The 20,410-nt window shown below is 69.8% G+C and carries 15 protein-coding genes and 2 pseudogenes; 10 read left to right on the plus strand and 7 right to left on the minus strand.

Annotation, left to right across the window (positions count from 1 at the left end; all coding sequences use genetic code 11):
• Nucleotides 1–406: 406 nt before the first annotated feature.
• The 6 genes from ACZ5WG_RS23205 to ACZ5WG_RS23230 all read left to right on the plus strand — a co-directional run bounded on the left by ACZ5WG_RS23205 (nt 407) and on the right by ACZ5WG_RS23230 (nt 5,753).
• A complete protein-coding gene (locus ACZ5WG_RS23205; RefSeq protein ID WP_468725576.1) occupies nt 407–784 on the plus strand; it encodes a DUF6766 family protein in 378 nt (125 codons plus the stop codon).
• A 216-nt stretch (nt 785–1,000) separates the two neighbouring features.
• Entirely contained in the window at nt 1,001–1,546 is a 546-nt protein-coding gene (locus ACZ5WG_RS23210; RefSeq protein ID WP_468725577.1) for a hypothetical protein, read from the plus strand.
• A gap of 113 nt (nt 1,547–1,659) precedes the next feature.
• Nucleotides 1,660–2,031, plus strand: a complete 372-nt coding sequence (locus ACZ5WG_RS23215; RefSeq protein WP_468725579.1) for a hypothetical protein — start codon at nt 1,660–1,662, stop codon at nt 2,029–2,031.
• A 1,332-nt stretch (nt 2,032–3,363) separates the two neighbouring features.
• Nucleotides 3,364–4,002, plus strand: coding sequence for an HAD family hydrolase (locus ACZ5WG_RS23220; protein WP_468725580.1), 639 nt, complete (start codon nt 3,364–3,366; stop codon nt 4,000–4,002).
• A 391-nt stretch (nt 4,003–4,393) separates the two neighbouring features.
• A complete protein-coding gene (locus ACZ5WG_RS23225) occupies nt 4,394–5,053 on the plus strand; it encodes an MSMEG_1061 family FMN-dependent PPOX-type flavoprotein (RefSeq protein ID WP_468725581.1) in 660 nt (219 codons plus the stop codon).
• A 151-nt stretch (nt 5,054–5,204) separates the two neighbouring features.
• Nucleotides 5,205–5,753, plus strand: coding sequence for a GNAT family N-acetyltransferase (locus ACZ5WG_RS23230; RefSeq protein ID WP_468725959.1), 549 nt, complete (start codon nt 5,205–5,207; stop codon nt 5,751–5,753).
• A 357-nt stretch (nt 5,754–6,110) separates the two neighbouring features.
• On the opposite strand, the gene ACZ5WG_RS23235 is transcribed toward ACZ5WG_RS23230, so the two are convergent.
• The 3 genes from ACZ5WG_RS23235 to ACZ5WG_RS23245 form a co-directional block, all read right to left on the minus strand.
• Complete coding sequence (locus ACZ5WG_RS23235; protein ID WP_468725583.1) at nt 6,111–6,401, minus strand: chaplin; 291 nt, start codon at nt 6,399–6,401, stop codon at nt 6,111–6,113.
• Nucleotides 6,402–6,803: 402 nt separating this feature from the next.
• Nucleotides 6,804–7,763 (minus strand): hypothetical protein, encoded by a 960-nt coding sequence (locus ACZ5WG_RS23240; RefSeq protein ID WP_468725585.1) that lies wholly within the window; start codon nt 7,761–7,763, stop codon nt 6,804–6,806.
• Between the two features lie 482 nt (nt 7,764–8,245).
• The gene (locus ACZ5WG_RS23245) at nt 8,246–9,211 is read right to left on the minus strand and encodes a LysR family transcriptional regulator (protein WP_468725587.1); all 966 of its coding nucleotides are present in this window, start codon (nt 9,209–9,211) and stop codon (nt 8,246–8,248) included.
• 157 nt (nt 9,212–9,368) lie between these two features.
• Here ACZ5WG_RS23245 and ACZ5WG_RS23250 point away from each other — a divergent pair, with 157 nt between their 5' ends.
• Nucleotides 9,369–10,529 carry a M6 family metalloprotease domain-containing protein gene (locus ACZ5WG_RS23250; protein WP_468725589.1) on the plus strand — a complete coding sequence of 387 codons (1,161 nt, stop codon included), beginning with the start codon at nt 9,369–9,371 and terminating at the stop codon, nt 10,527–10,529.
• Between the two features lie 68 nt (nt 10,530–10,597).
• On the opposite strand, the gene ACZ5WG_RS23255 is transcribed toward ACZ5WG_RS23250, so the two are convergent.
• Nucleotides 10,598–12,352 (minus strand): ABC transporter substrate-binding protein, encoded by a 1,755-nt coding sequence (locus tag ACZ5WG_RS23255; RefSeq protein ID WP_468725590.1) that lies wholly within the window; start codon nt 12,350–12,352, stop codon nt 10,598–10,600.
• 216 nt (nt 12,353–12,568) lie between these two features.
• Between ACZ5WG_RS23255 and ACZ5WG_RS23260 the strand changes: the two genes are divergently transcribed.
• Nucleotides 12,569–13,891 (plus strand): alpha/beta fold hydrolase, encoded by a 1,323-nt coding sequence (locus tag ACZ5WG_RS23260; protein ID WP_468725592.1) that lies wholly within the window; start codon nt 12,569–12,571, stop codon nt 13,889–13,891.
• A 29-nt stretch (nt 13,892–13,920) separates the two neighbouring features.
• Entirely contained in the window at nt 13,921–15,099 is a 1,179-nt protein-coding gene (locus tag ACZ5WG_RS23265; RefSeq protein WP_468725593.1) for a M6 family metalloprotease domain-containing protein, read from the plus strand.
• Nucleotides 15,100–15,476: 377 nt separating this feature from the next.
• On the opposite strand, the pseudogene ACZ5WG_RS23270 reads toward ACZ5WG_RS23265, so the two are convergent.
• From ACZ5WG_RS23270 to ACZ5WG_RS23280, 3 genes and pseudogenes are all read right to left on the minus strand, one after another.
• Nucleotides 15,477–15,752 (minus strand): annotated as a pseudogene (locus ACZ5WG_RS23270) (ATP-binding protein); the annotation flags it as partial.
• A pseudogene (locus ACZ5WG_RS23275) lies at nt 15,676–16,053 on the minus strand (ATP-binding protein); the annotation flags it as partial. The pseudogenes ACZ5WG_RS23275 and ACZ5WG_RS23270, both read right to left, overlap by 77 nt.
• A gap of 143 nt (nt 16,054–16,196) precedes the next feature.
• On the minus strand, nt 16,197–17,162 hold the full coding sequence (locus tag ACZ5WG_RS23280; protein WP_468725595.1) for an SDR family NAD(P)-dependent oxidoreductase: 966 nt from the start codon (nt 17,160–17,162) through the stop codon (nt 16,197–16,199).
• 527 nt (nt 17,163–17,689) lie between these two features.
• Here ACZ5WG_RS23280 and ACZ5WG_RS23285 point away from each other — a divergent pair.
• Nucleotides 17,690–20,170, plus strand: a complete 2,481-nt coding sequence (locus tag ACZ5WG_RS23285) for a SpoIIE family protein phosphatase (RefSeq protein WP_468725597.1) — start codon at nt 17,690–17,692, stop codon at nt 20,168–20,170.
• Nucleotides 20,171–20,410: the final 240 nt, after the last annotated feature.

Raw genomic sequence — 20,410 nt, forward strand, 5'->3', positions numbered from 1 at the left:
AGGCCCGGACCTGTTCATCGGTTCATCCGTTGGCGGGCACTCCCGGACCCCACGGAGGCAGAGGTGGGACGATTCCCGGGTGCTTCTTGGGCGGGCACCAGAGTCACGGCGGAGGCTTTGCCGTGGGCCTACCGCAGACGGGCGCCGCTCTTGGGCGATCGGTGCGCGGGCGTGGTCACCCGTTCGGATGCCATGGGATGCCGACGCGGTGGGAGCGGCAGAGGCTGGGGGCCATGTCCGCCAAGCCGATCACCACCCGCCCCGACCAGCAGGGCTGGCGTCGTGTCCGCTATGACGACGTCGCCATCGGCGTGGCGCACCGCCCGGCCGAAATCCGAGCCTTCCTCGCCGCTGCTGGGATGGAGAACGCCGAGGAAGTGGACCTCACCGACACCGACTTCGCGGAGTGGAGGGGCGCCGGCCCCGAGGGTATGGAACGTCAGCGAGAACTGACGGCCGGAGTTTCTGCAGTTCTTCCTCTACCTCTTCGGCACGGTCTGGCTCCTCCAACGCGGCTACCGAATCCAAAGAACTCCACAAGGCAGGACCGGAATCCGACCGGGAACAGCGCATCGGTGACCACGCCCGAGCCTGCTCGCCCCGCTGGGCAGGCAGGAAGGATTGGCGGCAGAAGCTGTACTCACGCTCCATGGGTACCCTCATGGCCCTACTCTTCCTCCTGTCCTGGCTCGCACAGTCCATTGCTGGCACGGCCGCCTCCAACGAGCAGCAACTGTGCCAACGCCATCCCCTCGTCTCGGTCATGTCCTCTGGCGTGGTGTAGCGGCGGCAGCTGTTCTCTGCCCCGGGTGGTCAGAACCTGATCCGCGGGCTATTTGCGGCCCGGCCGCGATCGGCCGTCGCGGTTGCGGTACTTCGCTGCCCTGCCGCCTCAAGCCTCGTGAAGAGTGACCGCCGACAACTACGACTTGAGCGCGTTCAGACACTGAATGAGACCAACGATCAGATGGTCTGAAGGAAGCGGGCCTGCTATCCCGCCATGGGCACCGTGATCACGACCGTCAGTCTGGCCTTCGTCGGATACCTGGCGACGTACCTCAATGGGCTGAGGCTCGCGCAGCGACAGGCCCGGCTCGCCCGAGTGAACCAGCAGTTGAGCGACTTCTACGGCCCACTCTTCGCGCTCATGGAGTCCAATAGTCGCGCCTATGAGGCGTTTTGCGAGAAGTATGCCCGCCCTGATGGGGTCCACCCCTTCGACCACGAAATTCCCCCCACCGAGGAGGAGCTCGTCGAGTGGCGCATCTGGGCTACGACTGTCTTCCCGCCCAACATCCAGAAGATGCGCGACGTGGTCGTCACCAAGGCCGACCTTCTCATCGAGGAGGAGGTGCCGCCTGTCCTGCTCGAACTGTGCGCCCATGTCTCCGGCTACGAGATCACCGCGGCGCGTTGGGCGACTGGTGAGTTCCGCGAATACAAATCCGTCATCCAGTTCCCGGGGCCGGAGCTGAAGGAGTACACCACCACGCGCTTCGCGCGACTCAAGATGGAGCAGGCGGCCCTTCTCGGTCGACGCCGGTGAAGTCCGAGGAGGACTGGACGTACATCCCAGACCAGCGATCGGATGATCCAAACGAAACGGCCTAGGGGTGGAGTGTGTTGCGTCAGTGTCGTACTGCGCTGATCTTGCTCGCCATGGCCCTCGCCCTGACGGCCTGCAGCAGGTTCACCGTCATGCCGCCGCCCGACGGCGAACCGGTCGTTCTGAAGCCGGGCGAACTTGCGACCACGTGGACCGGTGCCGACGGCGGCACCCTCACGATGAAGCAGGACGGGACGTTCATCGCCGATAAAGTCTGCATCGCCGTCGGCTGGTACGACGGTTTGACCTGGTCCGGAACAGGCACCTGGGAGCAAGGCTCCAACAAGAAGCAAAGCTCCGTCGGTGTGTCCTTCGACGCCCATCACCCCGAAACGGGTGAGTGGGAGCCCGAGCCCTACGCCGCCTTGAGGCAAGGCGAGGTCCTGAAGCTCTGGGTCGCCGTCGGCGATCCGGGCAACGACTAACCGAACTGCGTGCTGACCAGCGCGGCGAGCTGACCCGCCTGCAGCGCGGCCGGGTGAGCTACACGTTCGAGACGTTGCAGCGCCGGGCCGCTGCCCGCGGCCGCAGCGCCCCGCCCCTGCCGGCCGCGTTGCGGCCGGCGCCTGCCGAGCGCGGTCGAACCGCTCGCGGACCTGGGGCCGGACGGGCTGGCCCCCGCCTTCCTCGACGTCCTCGGCGACACGCTGGACGAGGGGGTCGCGCTGATCAGGGCCGCCCACCCGGAGTCCGTGCGGGCAGGATCGAGCAGGTGTACGGGCGACGGCCGGCCCCGCCGTGGATCCGCGCCCTGCAGGGCGGGACCGCCGACGCCTGGCGGACACTCGGCCGGGCACAGAGGGCGCCCACGAGACGGTATTCGCGCCGGTCTGGCCCCTGGTCCAGGATCTGCACCGGACGGAGTTCACCCGCCATGCCCTAGCCGTCGCCGAACACGGCCTCGGCGCCGGCCTGATCGACCTGGCACCGGGGTCACCGGCTGCGCGACGGAGTCTGGGAATGGCCCAGGCGGGGTGCTGGGGGTATGCGAGAGATACACCTCGGCGGACGCGGAATGATCCTGCGCCGGAAATTCCACTGGCATCGCGACCCGCTCGTTCAGCACCTGCCGGACCGCCCGACGCTGCTCACCCACCCGGCAGGCCGGGGGCTGCCGCTCGTCCCGAAAGGGGGCGGCCAGGCGGGCGAGCCCCTCGCGGGAGTCCTCGGGCGCACCCGGCTCGCGCTCCTGCGCTCTTGGACGAAGCACGTACGACCACAGGACTGGCCCGCCGTATCGGGGTCAGCAACGCCACGGCCTCGGCCCACGCCGCGGCCCAACGCGCCGCTGGTCTCCTCACAAGCACGCGCACAGGCCGTTCGGTGCACCATGCGCGAACGCCCTTGGCGGAACTGCTGCTGACCGGCGGCACCGACGGCTGACACCCGGGCAGGGTGACGCGCTTGCCGCACGCCCGGGGGTGCACCACTCCTGACCGTCCGTCGCAGCATTGGCCGCCCAGCCGAGCCGCGGGGCGTCACGTGCAGCCCCTCCGCCGCACCTCGAACACCCTGAGCGCCGGTCTCGACACCAGGAGCATCCCGAGGCTGCCCTGGCAAGAACCGCAGCCACTCCAAGAGCTTTGAAGGCACCTGCTGATTGGGGCGAGCCGGGTCGGCTGGTTGCGACAGGGCTGTCACAAGCATCGAAGATCGCTTGACCTTGCCCCAGAGGGAGAGATGACAGTGTCTCTGCCGACCACATGAGCGGGTGGTCTGTGTCCGCCGGTCAGGCCAGGACGAAGAGGGGAGTTCGTGTGATCGCGACCTGCGTCATTCTCGACATCGGCGGCGTGCTGGAGATCACGCCGGAAACGGGATGGGTGCGACGGTGGGAAGAGCGGCTGGACCTGCCACTGGGCACTATCCATGAGCGGATGCACGACGTGTGGCGGGCTGGGAGCGTCGGGGACATCAGCGAGCGAGAGGTGCACGAGCAAGTGGCGGCCCGTTTGGCTCTCGATGCCCCCCGGGTTGAAGCCTTCATGGCTGATCTCTGGGCGGAGTATCTGGGGACGCCGAACGTGGAGCTCATCGACTACGTGCGGGGGCTGCGCGGAAGGTGCAAGCTGGGCATCCTGAGCAACAGCTTCGTCGGCGCGAGGGAGCGGGAGACGACGCTGTATCACTTCGACGAACTGGTGGAGCAGATCGTCTACTCGCACGAGATCGGCATTGAGAAGCCTGATCCGCGTGCTTTCGAGGTCGCATGTGCCAGCTTGGACGTGCGGCCGGAGAACTGCCTGTTCATCGACGATGTCGCAGTCATCGTTGAGGCCGCCCAGGCGGCGGGCATGCAGGCGCATCTGTTCGAGGGCAACGCCGGGACCATCACTCGCATCGCAGCTCACTTGGACGCCGGGCCCTTGGTCCCAGGGCGTGTCCCGCTCGGATGAAGTCGGCCTGGCCGGTCTCAGGTGGTTGCCGGCCAGGCGTTCGCCCGCAGCGGGCCGGGACTCCTCGCCCTGGCCGTCGGCGTCCGGCGCATGAAGGGCGGACCGATTCGAAGGCATCACTCCAGGAGGCGGCCCGGCCCCGGCCTCTCGCCGACGGTCGCCCTCACGTCGCTCATGGCGCCCGGACTCACGGCGCGCCACCCAAAGCGGGGCGAGTTCTGCGACCAACTCGCCCAGATGTTCGCGCGACAGCCCGCAGGAGGCAGGATGGGACATGACCGCGCGGGCCTGTTTGATCTTCAGACACCAGACAACTCGCGTGGGTGTCTCCATGTCCCCGCACTCACCGACGAAGATCAATCGCGGGTCGGCCGCCATTAGAGTCGGAGGCATGACGACACCCCTTGCCGGCAGTGCCTTCGACTCGCTCCGCCTCGACGCCGTGCCCGACCAAGAGGCGTTGCGCCGGGCCTACGAACTCCCCAACGACGCGGCCGTGCGCAAGCAGATGACCGAACTCACCGAGCAGACCCGGCGGTTGATCGGCTGCTCATCGCTGGTCCTGGTCGCCAGCGCGGACGCCGAGGGCAACTGTGACGTTTCCCCGCGCGGCGGCCCCGCCGGGTTCGTCGCCGTCTTGGACGCACGGACGGTGGCGATACCGGACGCGACCGGCAACAAGCGTCTGGACACCCTGCAGAACGTCGTCGCCACCGGACGGGCCGGGCTGCTGTTCGTCATCCCGGGGCGCACCACGACGCTCAGGGTGAACGGCCGGGCCTGCGTCTCCACCCGTCCGGAGCTGCTGTCGCAGCTGACGGCCGTGGGCAAGCCGCCGGCCAGTGCGCTGGTGCTGGGGATCGAGGAGGTTTACCCGCACTGCCCCAAGGCGCTCCTGCGCAGCGCGGCCTGGAAGTCGGAGCAGTGGCTGCCGGCGGACGCCCAGCCGACCTCGGCCGAGGTGACGCTGGCCCAGCTGCGGATGCCGGAGCTGACGATCGCTGACATCGAGCAGGCGGAGGCGGATTCGCTGAAGTACCGGTACGAGTAACGGGCCGACCGGCGATTGCTGAACCACCAGCCCGCCGAACCCCCAGACCAGCCCGCCCCAAGTTCAAGCGCGGGGCAGCCTGTTACTGAGGTTGAAGGCGTGATGTCGGGGCCTGATGCGCCCGACGGGGGGAGTAGGTAGGTTGCCTGTCATGGCTGAGCTTGGACCCGCTGTCTGGCCGCCCGCCCCGTTGCGGACCGAGCGGCTCGTGCTCCGCGAGCCCGTGGCCCGGGACCGTGCGGCGTTCATCGACCTGTTCGCCTCGGCAGAGGTGCGGACGTACCTCGGTGGCCCCCGACCACGTGCGGAGCTTGAGAATGCAGTGCTTGAAGTGCCCGGGCGCCGCCCCGGCGTGTTCGTGGTCGATCACGACGGGGCGATGATCGGTATCGTCACGCTCGACAGGCGGGACGCGGAGCGTCCGGGGCACGTCCGTCCTGATGCCGGGGAGGCCGAGCTCAGCTACATGTTCCTGCCGGAGGCGTGGGGACGTGGGTACGCCCTTGAGGCATGCACCGCGGCGCTCGGCTGGTTCGTCGACGCGTTTCCCGGCGAGCCGGTGGTGCTGTGCACCCAGGTGGCCAACGGCCGTTCGGTACGTGTCGCGGTGAAACTGGGGTTTACCGAGGTGGAGCGGTTCGAGGAGTTCGGCGCCGAGCAGTGGTTCGGCGTGTGGTCCTCGATCCCGCGGACTGGTTGAGTGCGTACTCGACAGCCATGCGACCACCGAGCGGGGTCCCACGTCCGGTTCCTTGAGCGCGGCTTCACAGGAGCGCATGCTACGGCGGACCACAGCATGGCCCGTCGGTTGTTTGAGGGAGGAGACGGTCGGAGGTTAGGGCCGGGGGCCGACGCCGAGGCTGCGCCGGACTGAAGAGGCCCCCTCTTTACGTGAGACGGGCCGCTGCGGAGCATCACTGGATCTCGTCATGAGATCGGCCTCCCCTGGAGGATGAGGGGAGGCCGCTCTGTATGGGGCTTACCGCTGCGGCTGGTCTAGATGGCGGCGCTGGCTGTGACGGCGCGATGAGCGCGCCGGGTCCGGGCTCTGGTGCTGTCAGTGCTCGCCGTGGTGGTCGGCCTTGTGGTGGCCGCCCTTGAAGTCTCCGCCGTCGTTGATGCACACGTTTCCGAAGGCAGGGTTGAGGATACCGACGATGTTGACGGTGTTGCCGCAGATGTTGATCGGGATGTGGATGGGAGCCTGGAGGACGTTGCCGGACAGGACACCGGGGGAGCCGATGGCAGCGCCCTCGGCCACGGCGTCGGCGGCGGCCATGCCGGCCCCGCCTGCCAGGACAGCACCAGCGGCGACGGTAACGGCTACGGCCTTGGCGATACGAAACATGGGGATCTCCTTGAACTCACACCTGCCGCAGGGATTACGGCATGGACGACGTCCCCCACAACCGCCCGAGCCGCCCGTCCGTCACGGGCGATGGGCCGAACCAGTGACCGGGGCATCGGTGCGGCACTCGAAACGCCCGCTCGCGGGCGCCGGCCGACCGGGCGGAACCAAGGCGGCCCCGGCCATCTCCGAGCAGATGATCGGCGCCGCTCGCGGCTGGTGGGTCAATCAGGGCATGGCTGGTGACGAATACCGGGACTACGTCCGCGCTGGGCGCCCCGCCAAGCTGCGCAGCGCGTGCCAGCGCCCTGTGCAAGACCTGCAAGGACCTGCGGTCCGCAGGCTGAGCCCGCAAAAGAGCCTGAGTCTTCCTCCGCGGAACGCGGCCACGCGGTCAAGCCGTCAGCGCCCCAGCGCGCTACGGACCGTCAGCCCGTGGTGGCGGCGCAGTCGGTGCATCTCCCACCAGGACAGGGCTGTGACGGTGACGGGGGCGCCGAGGATGAAGACCGCCCGCGCGCCCGCCGGGACCTGCGGGTAGGCGCCTGTGGCCACATCCAGGAGCGCCATCTCCCACACCAGGATGCCGGCGAGGATCGGCGGCACCACCTCGTGGATGTCGGCGGTACGGAAGACGTGAACGAGCGACAGGCCGATGCCGTAGAGAGCGAAACCGATCGACCACAGGCACAGCACCCCGATGACGATCTTTCCCGGCAGCCCGACAGCGTCCCGGAGCCCCGCCAACTCCGGCGCCATTGCGAGCGCAGAGGTGCCCATGGACGCCATGATGGCCACCACCGCGCCGAGCGAACGCAGGGCCCGTCGCAGGTAGACGCGCCGCAACCCGCCCCCCGCGGCTGCCACGAACGCGCCGACCACCACGGGGAAGGTGCAAACCAGCACCAGAACGCTGGACCAGCTCTGGTTGAGGCGATCGTCCGCCACGGCCTTGACGTCATCGGCGCTGACGACGGCGTTGTAGGTGACCATCAGGCCCACCCAGGCCACGAGCCCCAGCGCGGTCCGCCACAGCTGGAGCTTGCGGACCTCCGGATCGTTCACGATCCCCGGACGCGAAGGGCGGAAGGCCAGCTGGGCGGCGTAAAACGGGTTGTAGAGGCCGCGCAGGATCTTCCGCCCCCGCGACGGCTCGACGCGCGGCGGCGCAACCGGTGGATAGGCCCACGCGTACGGATACCCCTGCGGCGGGACCGGCTGCGCGTACGGATAACCCGGCGGCGGGGCGTACGGGGGTGCCGGCGGCGGTACCGGAGAGCCCTGGCCCGCCCACCCCGCCGGCGGCTGACTGCCCGCGCCGCCCACCGGGCCCCCGTACCCGCTCCCGCCGTAACCGCTCACGCCACGCACCCCCGCTGTTCTGCCCTGTCCTGTCGAACCCACGCATCGTAGTCGCCACGAACCCACGAAGCGGGCTACCGGCGGCCCGTGATGGAGCGACACTCCGGCGGCGGGATCCGCTGTAGCAACGGCCGTCCAGGACCCCATGCTTGAGTGCGCCCTCCCCGCGCCGGATGGGCCTTGAAGCCCGGGCCCGGGGAGCGGCCCCGATGGTGCCCGGGGGTACGTGCCAGTGTGGCGGGCGGGGCGCCGCGACTTATCCGATCGACTGGGAGGCCGCGGCCGCGGCTGGCATCTACGGGCCGGTCATTGCGGGTTGCCTCTGGACGGCGAAGTCAGTCCGGCGGAACGCCGTGACCTGCGCTGACCAACTTCAGTGGCAACGCGGTCGCGTGGCACCGCGCCCTCCGAGCGCTGCGACCTGCGGCGACTGGATTGGATGGCAAGGACGGCCGCGGAGCGAAGGGTGCCTGACCTGCTGCTCATGCGGAGGGCTGGGCCAGGGCCGGGTGTCGGCGGCGCCAGTTCGCGTAGACCGGGCTGGCGGCGCAGCTGTCCAGGTAGCCGGCCGCCGCCGTGCGGAGGATGGCGTCGCCGTGGGGGGTCAGCGGGCCGTCGCGGTGCCAGGCCAGGACGTGGCGGTACCAGAGCGGGTTCCCCGCGAGGGGGCGGACGGCGACGCCGGGGGTTTCCGCGAAGGTGGCCTGGCAGAGACTGACGGCCAGTCCCGCGCGGACCAGTTCGATCAGCTGGCGCCCCTCGGCCTCGTGCGGGGCGGACGGGCGCCGGCCGGTCAGCGCGCACACGGAGGACCAGTACTCGCGGGTGCGGTCGCCGTCCGGCCGGGGCATCGCCCAGTCGTGATCGGCGAGTTCGGTCAGGGACACGGCCTCCTGGCCGGCGAGCGGGTGCGTCGCGGGCAGCAGGGCGAAGACGGGTTCGGTGACCAGGGGGGTGAGGACCACCCCCTCGCGCGGGGGCAGGACCTGCTCCGGGTGGTCGCCGAGCACCGCCGCCTCCAGGCGGCCGGCGGCGAGGTCGTCCAGGAGGGTGACGGGGGAGTAGTGGCACCGGGACGTCACCTCGGCCTCGGGCAGCAACCTCCGTACGGCCAGGACGAGGTGGCCGATGAGGGGAGCACCGACCGATCCGACGCGGACCCGGTCCGGGGAGGCCAGGTGGCGGGCCGCGCGGGCGGTGTCGGCGAGGAGGGAGTCGATGCCCGGCAGGACGGCGTGGGCCCGGGCCAGCACCAGCTCGCCGAAGGCCGTGGGTGTTGCTCCGGCCCGGCGCCGGTCGAAGAGGACACCGCCGAGCATCGACTCGATGCGGCGCAACTGCGTGCTGAGGCCGGGCTGGGTCATGGACAGCGCGGCGGCCGCCCGGGTCAGGCTGCCGGCCTCGGCGATCGCGCACACCACCCGCAGGTGCCGTACCTCCAGTTCCATGCCGCGCATGTTATGGAGCGACGACAGCTATCGGACAGGAGCCGGATCCCCTCAATCTTATGTGAAATGTCACACGTGATTCACGGGAGGTTGTGCGTCCATGAAACCCAGACCCAGACCCAGGCCCAGATCCAGACGCATCCGCCGCCTGACGGCCATGCGCGGGCTGTCGGCCGCCCTGGCCGCCGCACTGCTGCTCCTCCTGCTGGTGGCGCCGACCGCCGACGCCGCTGACAGCCCGTCGGCCTGCGCCCTGCGCGGCACCACCGGCTGGACGGACGAGGGGCACGACACGGACTACTCGGTGTTCCGGCGTCCCCTCGGCACGGTCAAGGTCGGCATGTTCTTCGTGGACTTCCCGGACGCCCCGGCCACCGAGGCTCCGAGCGAGGACTCCGCGCAGATCATGCCCGGGGCGGACTGGCTCTGGTACGCCTCGTACGGCAAGACCTGGCTCGCGATCGACCAGCACCAGCGGTGGGTTCGCATGCCTCGCGCCTCCACCGACTACGGCTTCTCGCGCGGCCTGACCCACGAGACGCACGAGGCGTACGTCAAGGACGCGGTGGCGGCCGCCGATCCGTACGTGGACTTCTCCGGCTACGACATGGTGTACGTCGTGCCGACGCGCAACGCGGCGGCGATCTCCTTCACACCCACGTACGTGTACGAGCCGGGCACGGCGGGTGTGGTGGCCGACGGCCGCCGGGTCAAGTGGGCGGTGACCTTCGGCCAGGACATGTGGCACTGGGGTGCCAAGCTGGTCGCCCACGAGACCGCGCACACCTTCGGGCTGCCCGATCTGTACGCCTTCGAGTCGGGCAATGACGCCCACCGCTTCGTCGGCGGCTGGGACGTGATGGGCCTGGTCGGCGGCCGGGGGCCGCAATTCTTCGCCTGGCACTCCTGGAAACTCGGCTGGACCGGGGACGGCCAGGTCGTGTGCCGGGCCACGAAGGGCAGCGACACCGTGTACCTCACGGCGGCCGAGTACGGCAGCGGCACCAAGATGGCGGTGGTACGCACCGGCCCCACGACTGCGTACGTCGTCGAGTCCAGGCGGGGGATCCAGGCGGACGCGGGCTCCTGCTCGACCGGCGCCCTGGTCTACCGGGTCGACGCCTCCGTGCGGACCGGCCAGGGGCCGGTCAGGGTGATGGACGCCAAGCCGGCCGCCGCACCCGCCGGCGGCTGCCGCCCGCTGGACGACGCCCCGTTCTGGGCCGGCGAGTCGTTCACCGATGCGGCGGCCGGAGTGCGGATCGACGTGCTCGCCGCCGACGGGTACGGCGAGACCGTACGCATCACGAAGTCGTAGGCGCGGCACGGACTCGGCAGCGCCCCCGGCTCCGTGCCAAGGAGCCGGGGGCACTGCGCGGGGTGGGATCAGGTGCCGCTCTTCGCCGGGTCCTTGAGCCCGATCGTGGCGTAGTCGAGCTGGCCGCCGAAGGACGTGTGGCCGAAGGCGCCGGCGATGTTGGTGCCGAGCAGTAGCGGCATGCGCTCGATGACGGCGGGCGCCGTCGGGGCCTTGGCGAGGATCTCGCCGTCCAGCTGCCGCCACGCCGTGTTGGCCTGCGCGGCGTCGGTCATGCCGGCGATCTCGTCCATCCGCTTCATCGTCGCCTCGTCGCGGAAGAGCGAGTGATTGCCGGAGTTCCCCTTCTCCTTGATGTAGCGGCCGTCGAAGAGGAAGGGCAGGAAGGTGGAGCCGGAGGGGTAGTCGGGGCACCAGCCGGTGTAGACGAGGTCGGTGCGGCTTTTGGTGTCACCGATGGTGTCGTAGAAGGCCGACGGGTCGACGGTGTCGATGGTGACCTTGATCCCCGCCCGGCCCAGGGACTGCTGGATCGCCTCGGCAGCCCCCTTGTCCCCGTTGGAGACGGTGATGGTGGTCGTGAGCCCGTCCGGCTTGCCCGCCTCCTTCAGGAGCTGTTTCGCTTTCTCCACGTCACCCGTGGCCGGGATCCCCAGTGTGTCGGGCTGCTTGCCGCCGAAGAGCGAGCCGGGCATGAGTGCGGTGGCGGGGTCGCCCAGGGCCGGGCCGCCCGAGGCGGTCAGCACCGCTTCGCGGTCCAGGGCGTACAGCACGGCCTGCCGGACCTTGACGTCGTCGAAGGGGGCACGGCCCGTGTGCATCTGCACCATCTCGGTGCAGTTGGTGGACTCGGCCAGCAGGCGCGCCTTGACATCGGCCTTGGTGAGCACTTTGGGGGTGCTCTCGGGGCGCAGCTTGCCCCAGGAGACCGCAGAGGCGTCCACGCCCTCGGAGGCGATGAGCCGGTCGTCGATCTGATTGGCCCTCAGTCCCATCACCACGACCAGCTTGTCCGGGTACGCCTTGCGCACGGCGTCCGTTGCCGGGTCCCAGTGGGGGTTGCGGACCAGCACCAGCCGCTTGTCCCGGTCGTACGACTCGATCTTGTAGGGGCCCGAGGAGAACGGGCGGCTGTCGTATTGGGGGCCCTTGTCCTGGGTCCTGGGCACCGGAGCGAAGGTGGGCAGGACGGTGGCGTTGGGGAATTCCGCGAAGGGCTTGCGGAGTTCGAAGACGATGGTGTGGTCGTCGGGGGTCTGGACGGAGTCGAGGTGCTGTCCTTGAGCGGGGCCCCGGTAGCCCTCGGCGCCGGCCAGGTAGCGGGCGGCGTAGTCCGGGCCGCCGGGCAGGTCGGGGGAGAAGGACCGCTCGACGTTGTACTTGACGTCCTGGGCGGTGATCGGGGTGCCGTCCTCGTACGTGAGTCCCCTCTTGAGCTTGAAGGTCCATGTCTTGGCGCCGTTGGAGGAGACGCCGAGGTCCTCGGCGAGGTCGGGGACCAGCTCTCCGCCCTTCGCGCCCGGTTCCGCCTTGTACGTGACCAGGGTGCGGTAGAGCAGCCGGGTGCCGAAGTCCATGTCGCCGATCACCCAGTTGCGGGCGGGGTCGAGGTGGGTGAAGTCCTGGTTGGACAGGACGGTCAGCGTGCCGCCCTTCTGCGCGGTGCCGCCGACTATCGCCCCCGCGTTGGCGAGTGCGGGGTTCTTCTGGTCCTTGTCCTGCTGACTGCTGCCGGAGTGGGCACCGCTGGAACAGCCGGCCATGCCGAGTGTGACGGTCGCCGCCAGGGCGGTGGCGACGGCGTGGAGAGTGCGCTTGTTCATCAGTGGTCACTCCGTGAACAGTCGGGCAGCCCGAGGAGGCTGGAATGTGACCGATAACATAGTTATGTGAAATGGCACCCACAATTGTCGCGCCTCCATAGCGCGGAGTTATGGGTAAGTGGGGGGCTCCACAGTCACCGTTGGCCACGCCATGCTGTCGCGCAATGTCACACGTCACTATGCGGCCTTGACGCCATGCGGCCGCGAAAGGGACCCATGAACCCTGCGTACGCGACCGTCGACCACGTCTTCACCGTTCCCCTGGACCATGAGGCCCCGCACGGTCCGACTCTCCAGATCTTTGCCCGGGAGGTGACCGATGCGCGCCAAGCAGGCCGGCAACTGCCCTGGCTGCTCTATCTGCAGGGCGGCCCCGGTGGCAAGTCGCCCAGGCCGTCGGCCGATTCACCCGGCTGGCTGCCCCGGGCCCTCAAAACCCACCGGGTCCTCCTCCTCGATCAACGCGGCACGGGCCGTTCCACCCCCGTCACCGCCCGGGCCGCCTCCCGCTTCGCTTCACCGGCCCGGCTGGCCGACCATCTCGGCCACTTCCGCGCCGACTCGATCGTCGCGGACGCCGAACTGATCCGCCGGCAGCTGTGCGGCGACGAGCCCTGGGAGACCCTCGGCCAGAGCTACGGAGGTTTCATCACCCTCACCTATCTCTCCCAGGCGCCCGAAGGTCTGCGGGCGTGCTACGTGACCGGAGGCCTGCCCGGCCTCTCGGCCACCGCCGACGACGTCTACGCCCGCACCTACCCCCGGGTGCGGGACCGCGGCCTCGACTTCTACGCCCGCTACCCCGACGACGCCGCCCGGCTGCGGGACATCGCCCGCCTCCTGGCCGCCACCGATGTGCGACTGCCCGACGGAGATCGGCTCACCCCCCACCGCCTGCGCACGCTCGGCCTCGCCCTCGGCATGGGCGACGGCTTCGAGCGGATCCACTGGCTCCTCGACGAATCCCTCGACTGCGAAGCGAAGCTGACCGACACGTTCCTGCACCAGGTGATGACAATGACCGGCTTCACCGACAACCCGCTCTTCGCCGTCATGCAGGAGACCCTGTACGGCCAAGGCGCGGGGCCGACGGGCTGGGCGGCGGCCAGGGCATTGGCGGGCTTCCCCGAGTTCGCCGAGGGCGCCGACCCCTTCCTGCTCACCGGAGAAATGGTCTACCCCTGGATGTTCCGAGAGATCAAAGGCCTGCGCCCCTTCGCCGATGCCGCCGATCTGCTCGCCGAACGCCCCGACTGGCCACCGCTGTACGACCCTCGCCGGCTCGCCGCCAACCGGGTCCCGCTGGCCGCACTCGTCTACCACGACGACATGTACGTGGACGCCGGGCTCTCCCTGCGCACCGCGCGCGAGGTCGGCGCAACCAAGGTATGGGTCACCAACGAATGGGAGCACGACGGCGTCACCGCCTCCGGCAGCCGCGTGCTGTCCCGCCTGATGGACCTGGCCGCGGGTCGGGAGGACCCTCGCAGGTCCTCCCGACCCGCCTCGCCGCGCCCTCCCACCCGCCCGCCCGCGTAACCCCTCAACCTGCCACCGACGGGAGAGACATGACCACCCCGCTCCACCGCCTGCGGCCGCTCGCCGCGGCCGTCGCCCTCATCTCCTGCCTGTCCGCCCCCACCGCGGCCGCTGCCCCCGGCTCGCCGCCCCCAGCCGCCGGCTGCGCCCTCCCCGGCCGGACCGGCTGGACGGACGAGGGCCACGACACCGACCGGACCCAGTTCCAGCCCGCCACCGGAACCCGCCGCGTCCTGACGCTGTACGTGGACTTCCCCGACGCCCCAGCCACCGACTCCATCGAGCCGTACGCCTCTCACCTCGCCCCGGCCGCCGGCTGGATGGGCCGCGCGAGCTACGGCCGTCTGCGATTGGACAACACCTCACTGCACCGCTGGATCCGGATGCCCGCCGAGTCCACCTCCTACGGCTTCGCGCGCGGCCTCACCTTCGAGGCCCACGAGAAGTACCTCCGCGACGCGATCACGGCCGCCGACCCTTACGCGGACTTCTCCCGCTATGACATGGTCTATGTCGTCCCCGCCAGGACGGCGACCGCCATCCCCTTCTCACCGACCTACCTGTACGACCCGGCGGCGCCCGGCATCACCGCCGACGGAACCCGCCTCAAATGGGCCGTCACCTTCGGACAGGACATGTGGCGCTGGGGTCACAAGGTCGCGGCCCACGAGACCGCCCACACGTTCGGGCTGCCCGACCTGTACTCGTTCACCGGCGCCACCCACCAGTACGTGGGCGGCTGGGACGTCATGGGTAACATCGCCGGCCACGCCCCGCAGTATCTCGGCTGGCACTCCTGGAAGCTCGGGTGGACCCGCGACGACCAGGTCGCCTGCCTGCACGCATCCGGTCGCCGAACGGTACGGCTGACCCCGGTGGAACGGCCGGGCGGAACCAAGATCGCCGTGCTGCGGACCGGCGAGACGACGGCATACGTGGCGGAATCCCGCCGTGCCGAGGGCAATGACGCGGCCGCCTGCTCCACCGGCGTCCTCATCTACAAGGTCGACTCCGCCGCCCGGACCGGCGAGGGCCCGGTTCGGATCATGAACGCGAACCCGACCGCGACCCCGCCCACCGGCTGCACCCCGCTGGACCTGGCCGCGTACGCACCCGGACAGAGCTTCACCGACCCCGCGACCGGCGTGCGCATCGACGTCCTCGCGGGCGGACGGACGGGAGACACGGTGCGGCTGAGCAAGGAGTGACTTCGGGCCGGGCCGACCGCCGTCCACCTGATTCCCGGGGCCTCACCATGTCGAGTCTCGCCGACACGTCGCACCATCCAGCTGCGGTGGCCCGACATGGGAAGCCTGCTTCGGGCGGCGGGCGTCCAGGACGCCCGGCTCGCCGGCCGGACGCGCTGCCCCCAGTAGACGGTCAGCGACATCCATCCTGGGCCACCTCGCAGGCCTCGACGTCGCTTTCCGTGACGCCGCCCGCAAGGACCTGGGCCCCACGATGGCACGGCCCCCGACGCAGCTGTGCCCTCGCCGCCCGCCCCTGGCGCGAGGAACTGCCCCAGGTCACCGAACGCCTGTCCCCATTTGCTGAAGGTCTTGTTCGAGGTCAGGATGATCGAGCCCTTCTCGTATCGCTTTGAGATGACCTGGAAGACCACGTTCGCCTCGCCTCGAGCGAGGGGCTGGTAGCCGACCTCCTCCAGAACAAGTACGGCCGGCCGCAGGCAGCTGCCGAGTTTGCTGGTCAGGTGCCCGGCTGCTTCGGCGGGCGGTGAGGTTGCGGACCATGTCGTCGGGGCTGGTGAAGTAGATCGAGTAGCCGGCCCGGCAGGCCGCGACCGCCGGGGCGACGGCGATGTGTGTCTTGCCCACCCCCGGCGGCCCGAGCAGGGCGGCATTGGCCTTGGTCTCGACGAGCGACAGTGTGGCCAGGACCTTGGTCTTGAGCGGCTGGCTCGAGTTCGGGCTGGAAGGAGAACTCGTTGTCGTCGAGTGTCTTGTGGTGCGGCAGCTTGGACTATCGCAGGCCCTGCCGGAGCGGTGTTCGTCGCGAACGGCGAGCTCCTCGCCGAGCACGAGGCCGAGGAAGTCGAGGTAGCCGAGCGCGGTGGCATCGGCTCGGCGGGCGAAGGAGTCCAACGCCGTGGAGACGTGGGCAGGCAGGCAGGCAGGCAGAGCTTGGCGGTGGCGGTGGTGCAACGCCGTGCCTCACCCGCAGCTGGCTGTCATGCGGTGGCCAAGGCACTGCCATGGTGCAGTAGCCGGGGAGGGTATCGGCTGTCGTGGGAGCGAGAGCGCCATGAGTGGGGGTAATTCCTTGTGGCTGATGCGGAGGGGCCCGTTCAGAGGGTCGCCGCGAACGCGTTGACGCCTGTGAGCTCGGCTGAGAGTTTCCACAGCCGCGCCGCTTGTCCGGGGTCCGTCGCGTAGGAGCGTACGCCCCCGGTGAGGTCGCCCTCGCCTGCGGGCTCGGCGATGTCGCAGTCCTCGCAGTAGACACCGCCCATGCCGGCCAGCTGCGGGGAGGTCGCTGCCCACACCTGTGTTGCCGCGCCCTGGCTCGGGGTCTTGAACCCGGCGTTCGTCGGGTTGCCGTCCTCGTCGATCCAGCCGGCAGCGACCATTTCCTCCCTGGGCACGTGGCGCCCCAGCTGGGTGGCAATGGCGCCGGGGTGCACTGCGAACGCCCGTACGCCGGAGTCCCGGCCGAGCGCATCGAGCTGTACGGCGAACAGTGCGTTGGCGGTCTTCGCCTGCCCGTACGCCTGCCACTTGTCGTAGCCGTGCTCGAACTGCATGTCGTCCCAGTGGATGTCCGAGAACTGGTGGCCGTTGGAGGACACCGTGACGACTCGCGCTTCGCGCTGTGCGATCGTCGGCCAGAGCCGGTTGACGAGCGCGTAGTGGCCGAGGTGGTTGGTCGCGAACTGCGCCTCCCAACCCGGTCCGACTCGCGTCTCCGGGCAGGCCATGATCCCGGCGTTGTTGATCAGCAGGTCGATACTGCGGCCGGAGGCGATGAAGCGTTCGGCGAAGCCGCGGACACTGCCGAGGTCGGAGAGGTCCAGTTCGTCGACCTCCACGCGGTCGATGCCGGCGACCGCCTCCTGGGCGGCCGCACGGCGCCGGGCGGGCACCACGACATGGGCGCCGGCACCGGCGAGCGCCCGCGTAGTCTCCAGTCCGATGCCCGAGTAGCCGCCGGTGACCATCGCGAGCTGTCCGGTCAGGTCGATCCCGTGCAGCACCTCCTCCGTGGTGCTCTGGGCTCCGAAGCCTGACCCGATCCTGTGCTGAGGAGTTGCCATCGTTCCAAGCTAGGTGTGGGAAAGCGCCCGAAGTGACAGACGTGGCCGAGCCCTTGCCTGCTTCACTCCGGAGAGCAGGTCCCCGTTCGCTGAACAGCGCAGACGGCTTCCAGCGTGCTCGAGGTCCAGAGCCCGCGGACCTGGCTAGCGGCTCGTCTTCGAGGGCGTCCTGCCGCACACGCCGCCGATGTACCGCCGTCTGTCCGCGCAGCCGGCCCGCGCCCGCCGGGAGGGCCGCTTTCCCGACCTGATCGACACCGTCCGCGAAGTCCACGTCCCGCCGGCCTGGCCGGAGGCGACCACCTTCGTCGCTCAGACGCCCGGCTGGTTCCGCCTCGACCGCACCGCGAGAACTTGGGCACACGGTGGACGACCCTCTGCAGACGTGCAGCAGCGCGGCGATACTGAAGGTAAGCCGACTGCTCGACCCCTGGTCTGTGATCACTCTGGGTAGTCGCCGCGGCAATGCCCGCTGTGCGGCCCGTTCGGCAGGTCGAGCAGGTCGAGCAGGTCGAAGGGTGGCAGCGATGGACGCACCGGCGCCGGGATCGGGTGAGCTGCCCGAGGACCCGTTCGCGCTGCACAACTCTGCCTCGGCGGTTCTGGACGGCCACGGCAGGGTCGTCGGCTGGAGCGAGCGGGCACAGGAGCACCTCGGTTACCTGCCCTATGAGGTGCTGGGCCGGATGGCTTTCGAACTTTTGGTCGACGCCCGTGATCGTGAGGCGGTCCGGGATGCAGCGGCCGCGTGCGAGCGCGACCGGGGATGGTCCGGCGTTCTGCCCGTCCTGCACCGCAGCGGGCGACGGGTGGAGCTGGGCTTCCGTGCCCGCGCTGTCATCCGCGCCGGCTCGGCCCGCGAGTGGTTCCTCGTCGTCGCCCCGGCGGAGGAGGTGCTCCAGTGGGAGACGGATCGGTCGGTCCTGGACGGCCTGTTCCGGCGCTCACCGATCGGCCTGTCCGTCCACGCCCCCGATCTGAGCATCCTGCGGATCAACCGGGCGCTGGCCCGGTTCACGCAACTCTCCGCGGCGGAGATCCGGAGCCGACGCATCGGCGACTTCCTCATCGGCCCGGACTTGAAGACCATCGAAACCCGGCTGCGACGGGTGCTGGAGACGGGCACCCCCCTGATCTTCACCGAGCAGCCCTGTCGCCTGAGGAGCGACCCCGGCCACGAGCGGGTGGTGTCGGTGTCGGCGTTCCGGATGGAGGACCCCGCCGGCGGGATCCTCGGAGTCACCCAACTGGTGGAGGACGTCACCGACCGCTACCGGGCCCGGCGGCGGCTTGCTTTGCTCAACCGGGCGAGCGCCCGCATCGGGACCACACTGGATCTAGGCCAGACCACCCGTGAGCTGGCCGACGTCGCCGTCCCCGACCTCGCAGACGCCGTCTCGGTGGATCTGCTGGAGTCGGTTGCCCGGGGTGAAGAGACCGCCGAGGAGACGAGCGGACTGGTCCGCAGGATGGCCGTCCACTCGGTCATGGCAGAGGCGCTGCAGGTGATGTACTCCGTCGGAGAGGTCTTCCACTTCGACCCTCGTACCCCGCAGGCCAGGTGCCTCGCCGAACAGCAGCCCATCCTCGAACCAGTGCTCCAGAGCAGCCCCGGCTGGTACTTCCAGGATCCGGAGCGCACACAGCGCGCCTTCGGTCTGCACGCTCACTCACTGATCGTCGTACCGCTGACGGCCCGCGGTCTGCTCCTCGGCCTGCTCAGTCTGTGGCGGGCCAAGCGGCCCGAGCCGTTCGAGGAGGACGACCTCACGCTCGCAGAGGAATTCGCCGCGCGGGCCGCCCTGTGCATCGACAACGCCCGCCGCTACACCCAGCAGCATCAGGCAGCTTTGACATTGCAGCGCAGCCTGCTGCCGCAGGAGTTGCCCGAATACAGCGCGGTCGAGGTCGCGCACCTCTATCTGCCGGCCGATCCCGCCACCGGCGTCGGCGGCGACTGGTTCGATGTCATCCCCCTTTCCGGAGCACGCGTCGCCCTCGTCGTCGGCGATGTCGTCGGCCATGGTCTGCATGCTGCGGCCACCATGGGCCGCCTGCGCACAGCCGTGCACACCCTGGCCAGCCTCGACTACGCCCCGGACGAGGTCCTCTCCCACCTGGATGACCTGGTCAACCGCCTGGCAGATGAGCAGGAGCCTGCAGACGGACGCTCGCGGGGCCGGCAGATCGTCGGCGCGACGTGCCTCTACGCGGTCTACGACCCCACCTCCCGGCACTGCACCCTGGCCCGGGCGGGCCACCTGCCCCCCGCCGTGGTGACCTCCGACGGCACGGTGAGCCTGCCCGACCTTCCCGAAGGGCCGCCGCTGGGTCTGGGTGGACTCCCCTTCGAGTCCGCCGAATTGGAACTCGCCGAGGGAAGTCTGCTGGCGCTGTACACGGACGGCCTGGTCGAGGCCCGTGGCCTCGACCTCGACGAGGGACTTGAGCGGCTGCGAGGAGCCCTGTCCCGGCCTGGCCGCTCGCTGGAGGAGACCTGCACGGACGTGCAGAACGCCCTGCTGCCGGATCACCCACCGGATGACGTCGCACTGCTCCTCGCCCGCACCCGCGTGTTGGCGCCGGAGCAGGTCGCCTCCTGGGAACTGCCCGCAGAGCCGACCGCCGCCGCCCGGGCACGGCACCTGACGGAGACCACACTGACCGGGTGGGGCCTGGGGGATCTGGGCTTCACCGCCGAACTGGTCGTCAGTGAACTGGTCACCAACGCCTACCGGTACGGCGGCGGCACGCCGGTAACCCTGCGGCTCATCCGCGACCGCAGCCTGATCTGCGAGGTCTCTGACAGCAGCAGCACCGCTCCGCACCTACGACGGGCGCGCACCACCGATGAGGGCGGGCGCGGTCTCTTCCTGGTGGCCCAGCTCACCGAACGATGGGGTACCCGCTACACCCGGGACGGCAAGACAGTCTGGACGGAGTTTCCGCTTGTCACAACAGCGGAGGGGCACTCCGCTGCTGTGGTGAACCTTGCGCTCAACTGCTGACACCAGGTGAGTCGAAGCCGGGTGGACTCCGTTGGCATGAGTGTCCGACTCGGGATTCACCGCGCATGCTGGAGGGATCACCACGGGACCTGCTGATAGTCCTTCAGGAGGACGCCGTGGATCGGTACCCCGGCCTGCCCTTGCGCGATGGGGGTGGTAGATGTGGACGGCGCCGTCGACGATGTCCGGTGGCGGGCGCCAGCCGGTGGCGGCGACCAGCTTCGCTTCATTGCGCCCCTA

The organism is Streptomyces sp. NPDC032745 (genome assembly GCF_055579465.1).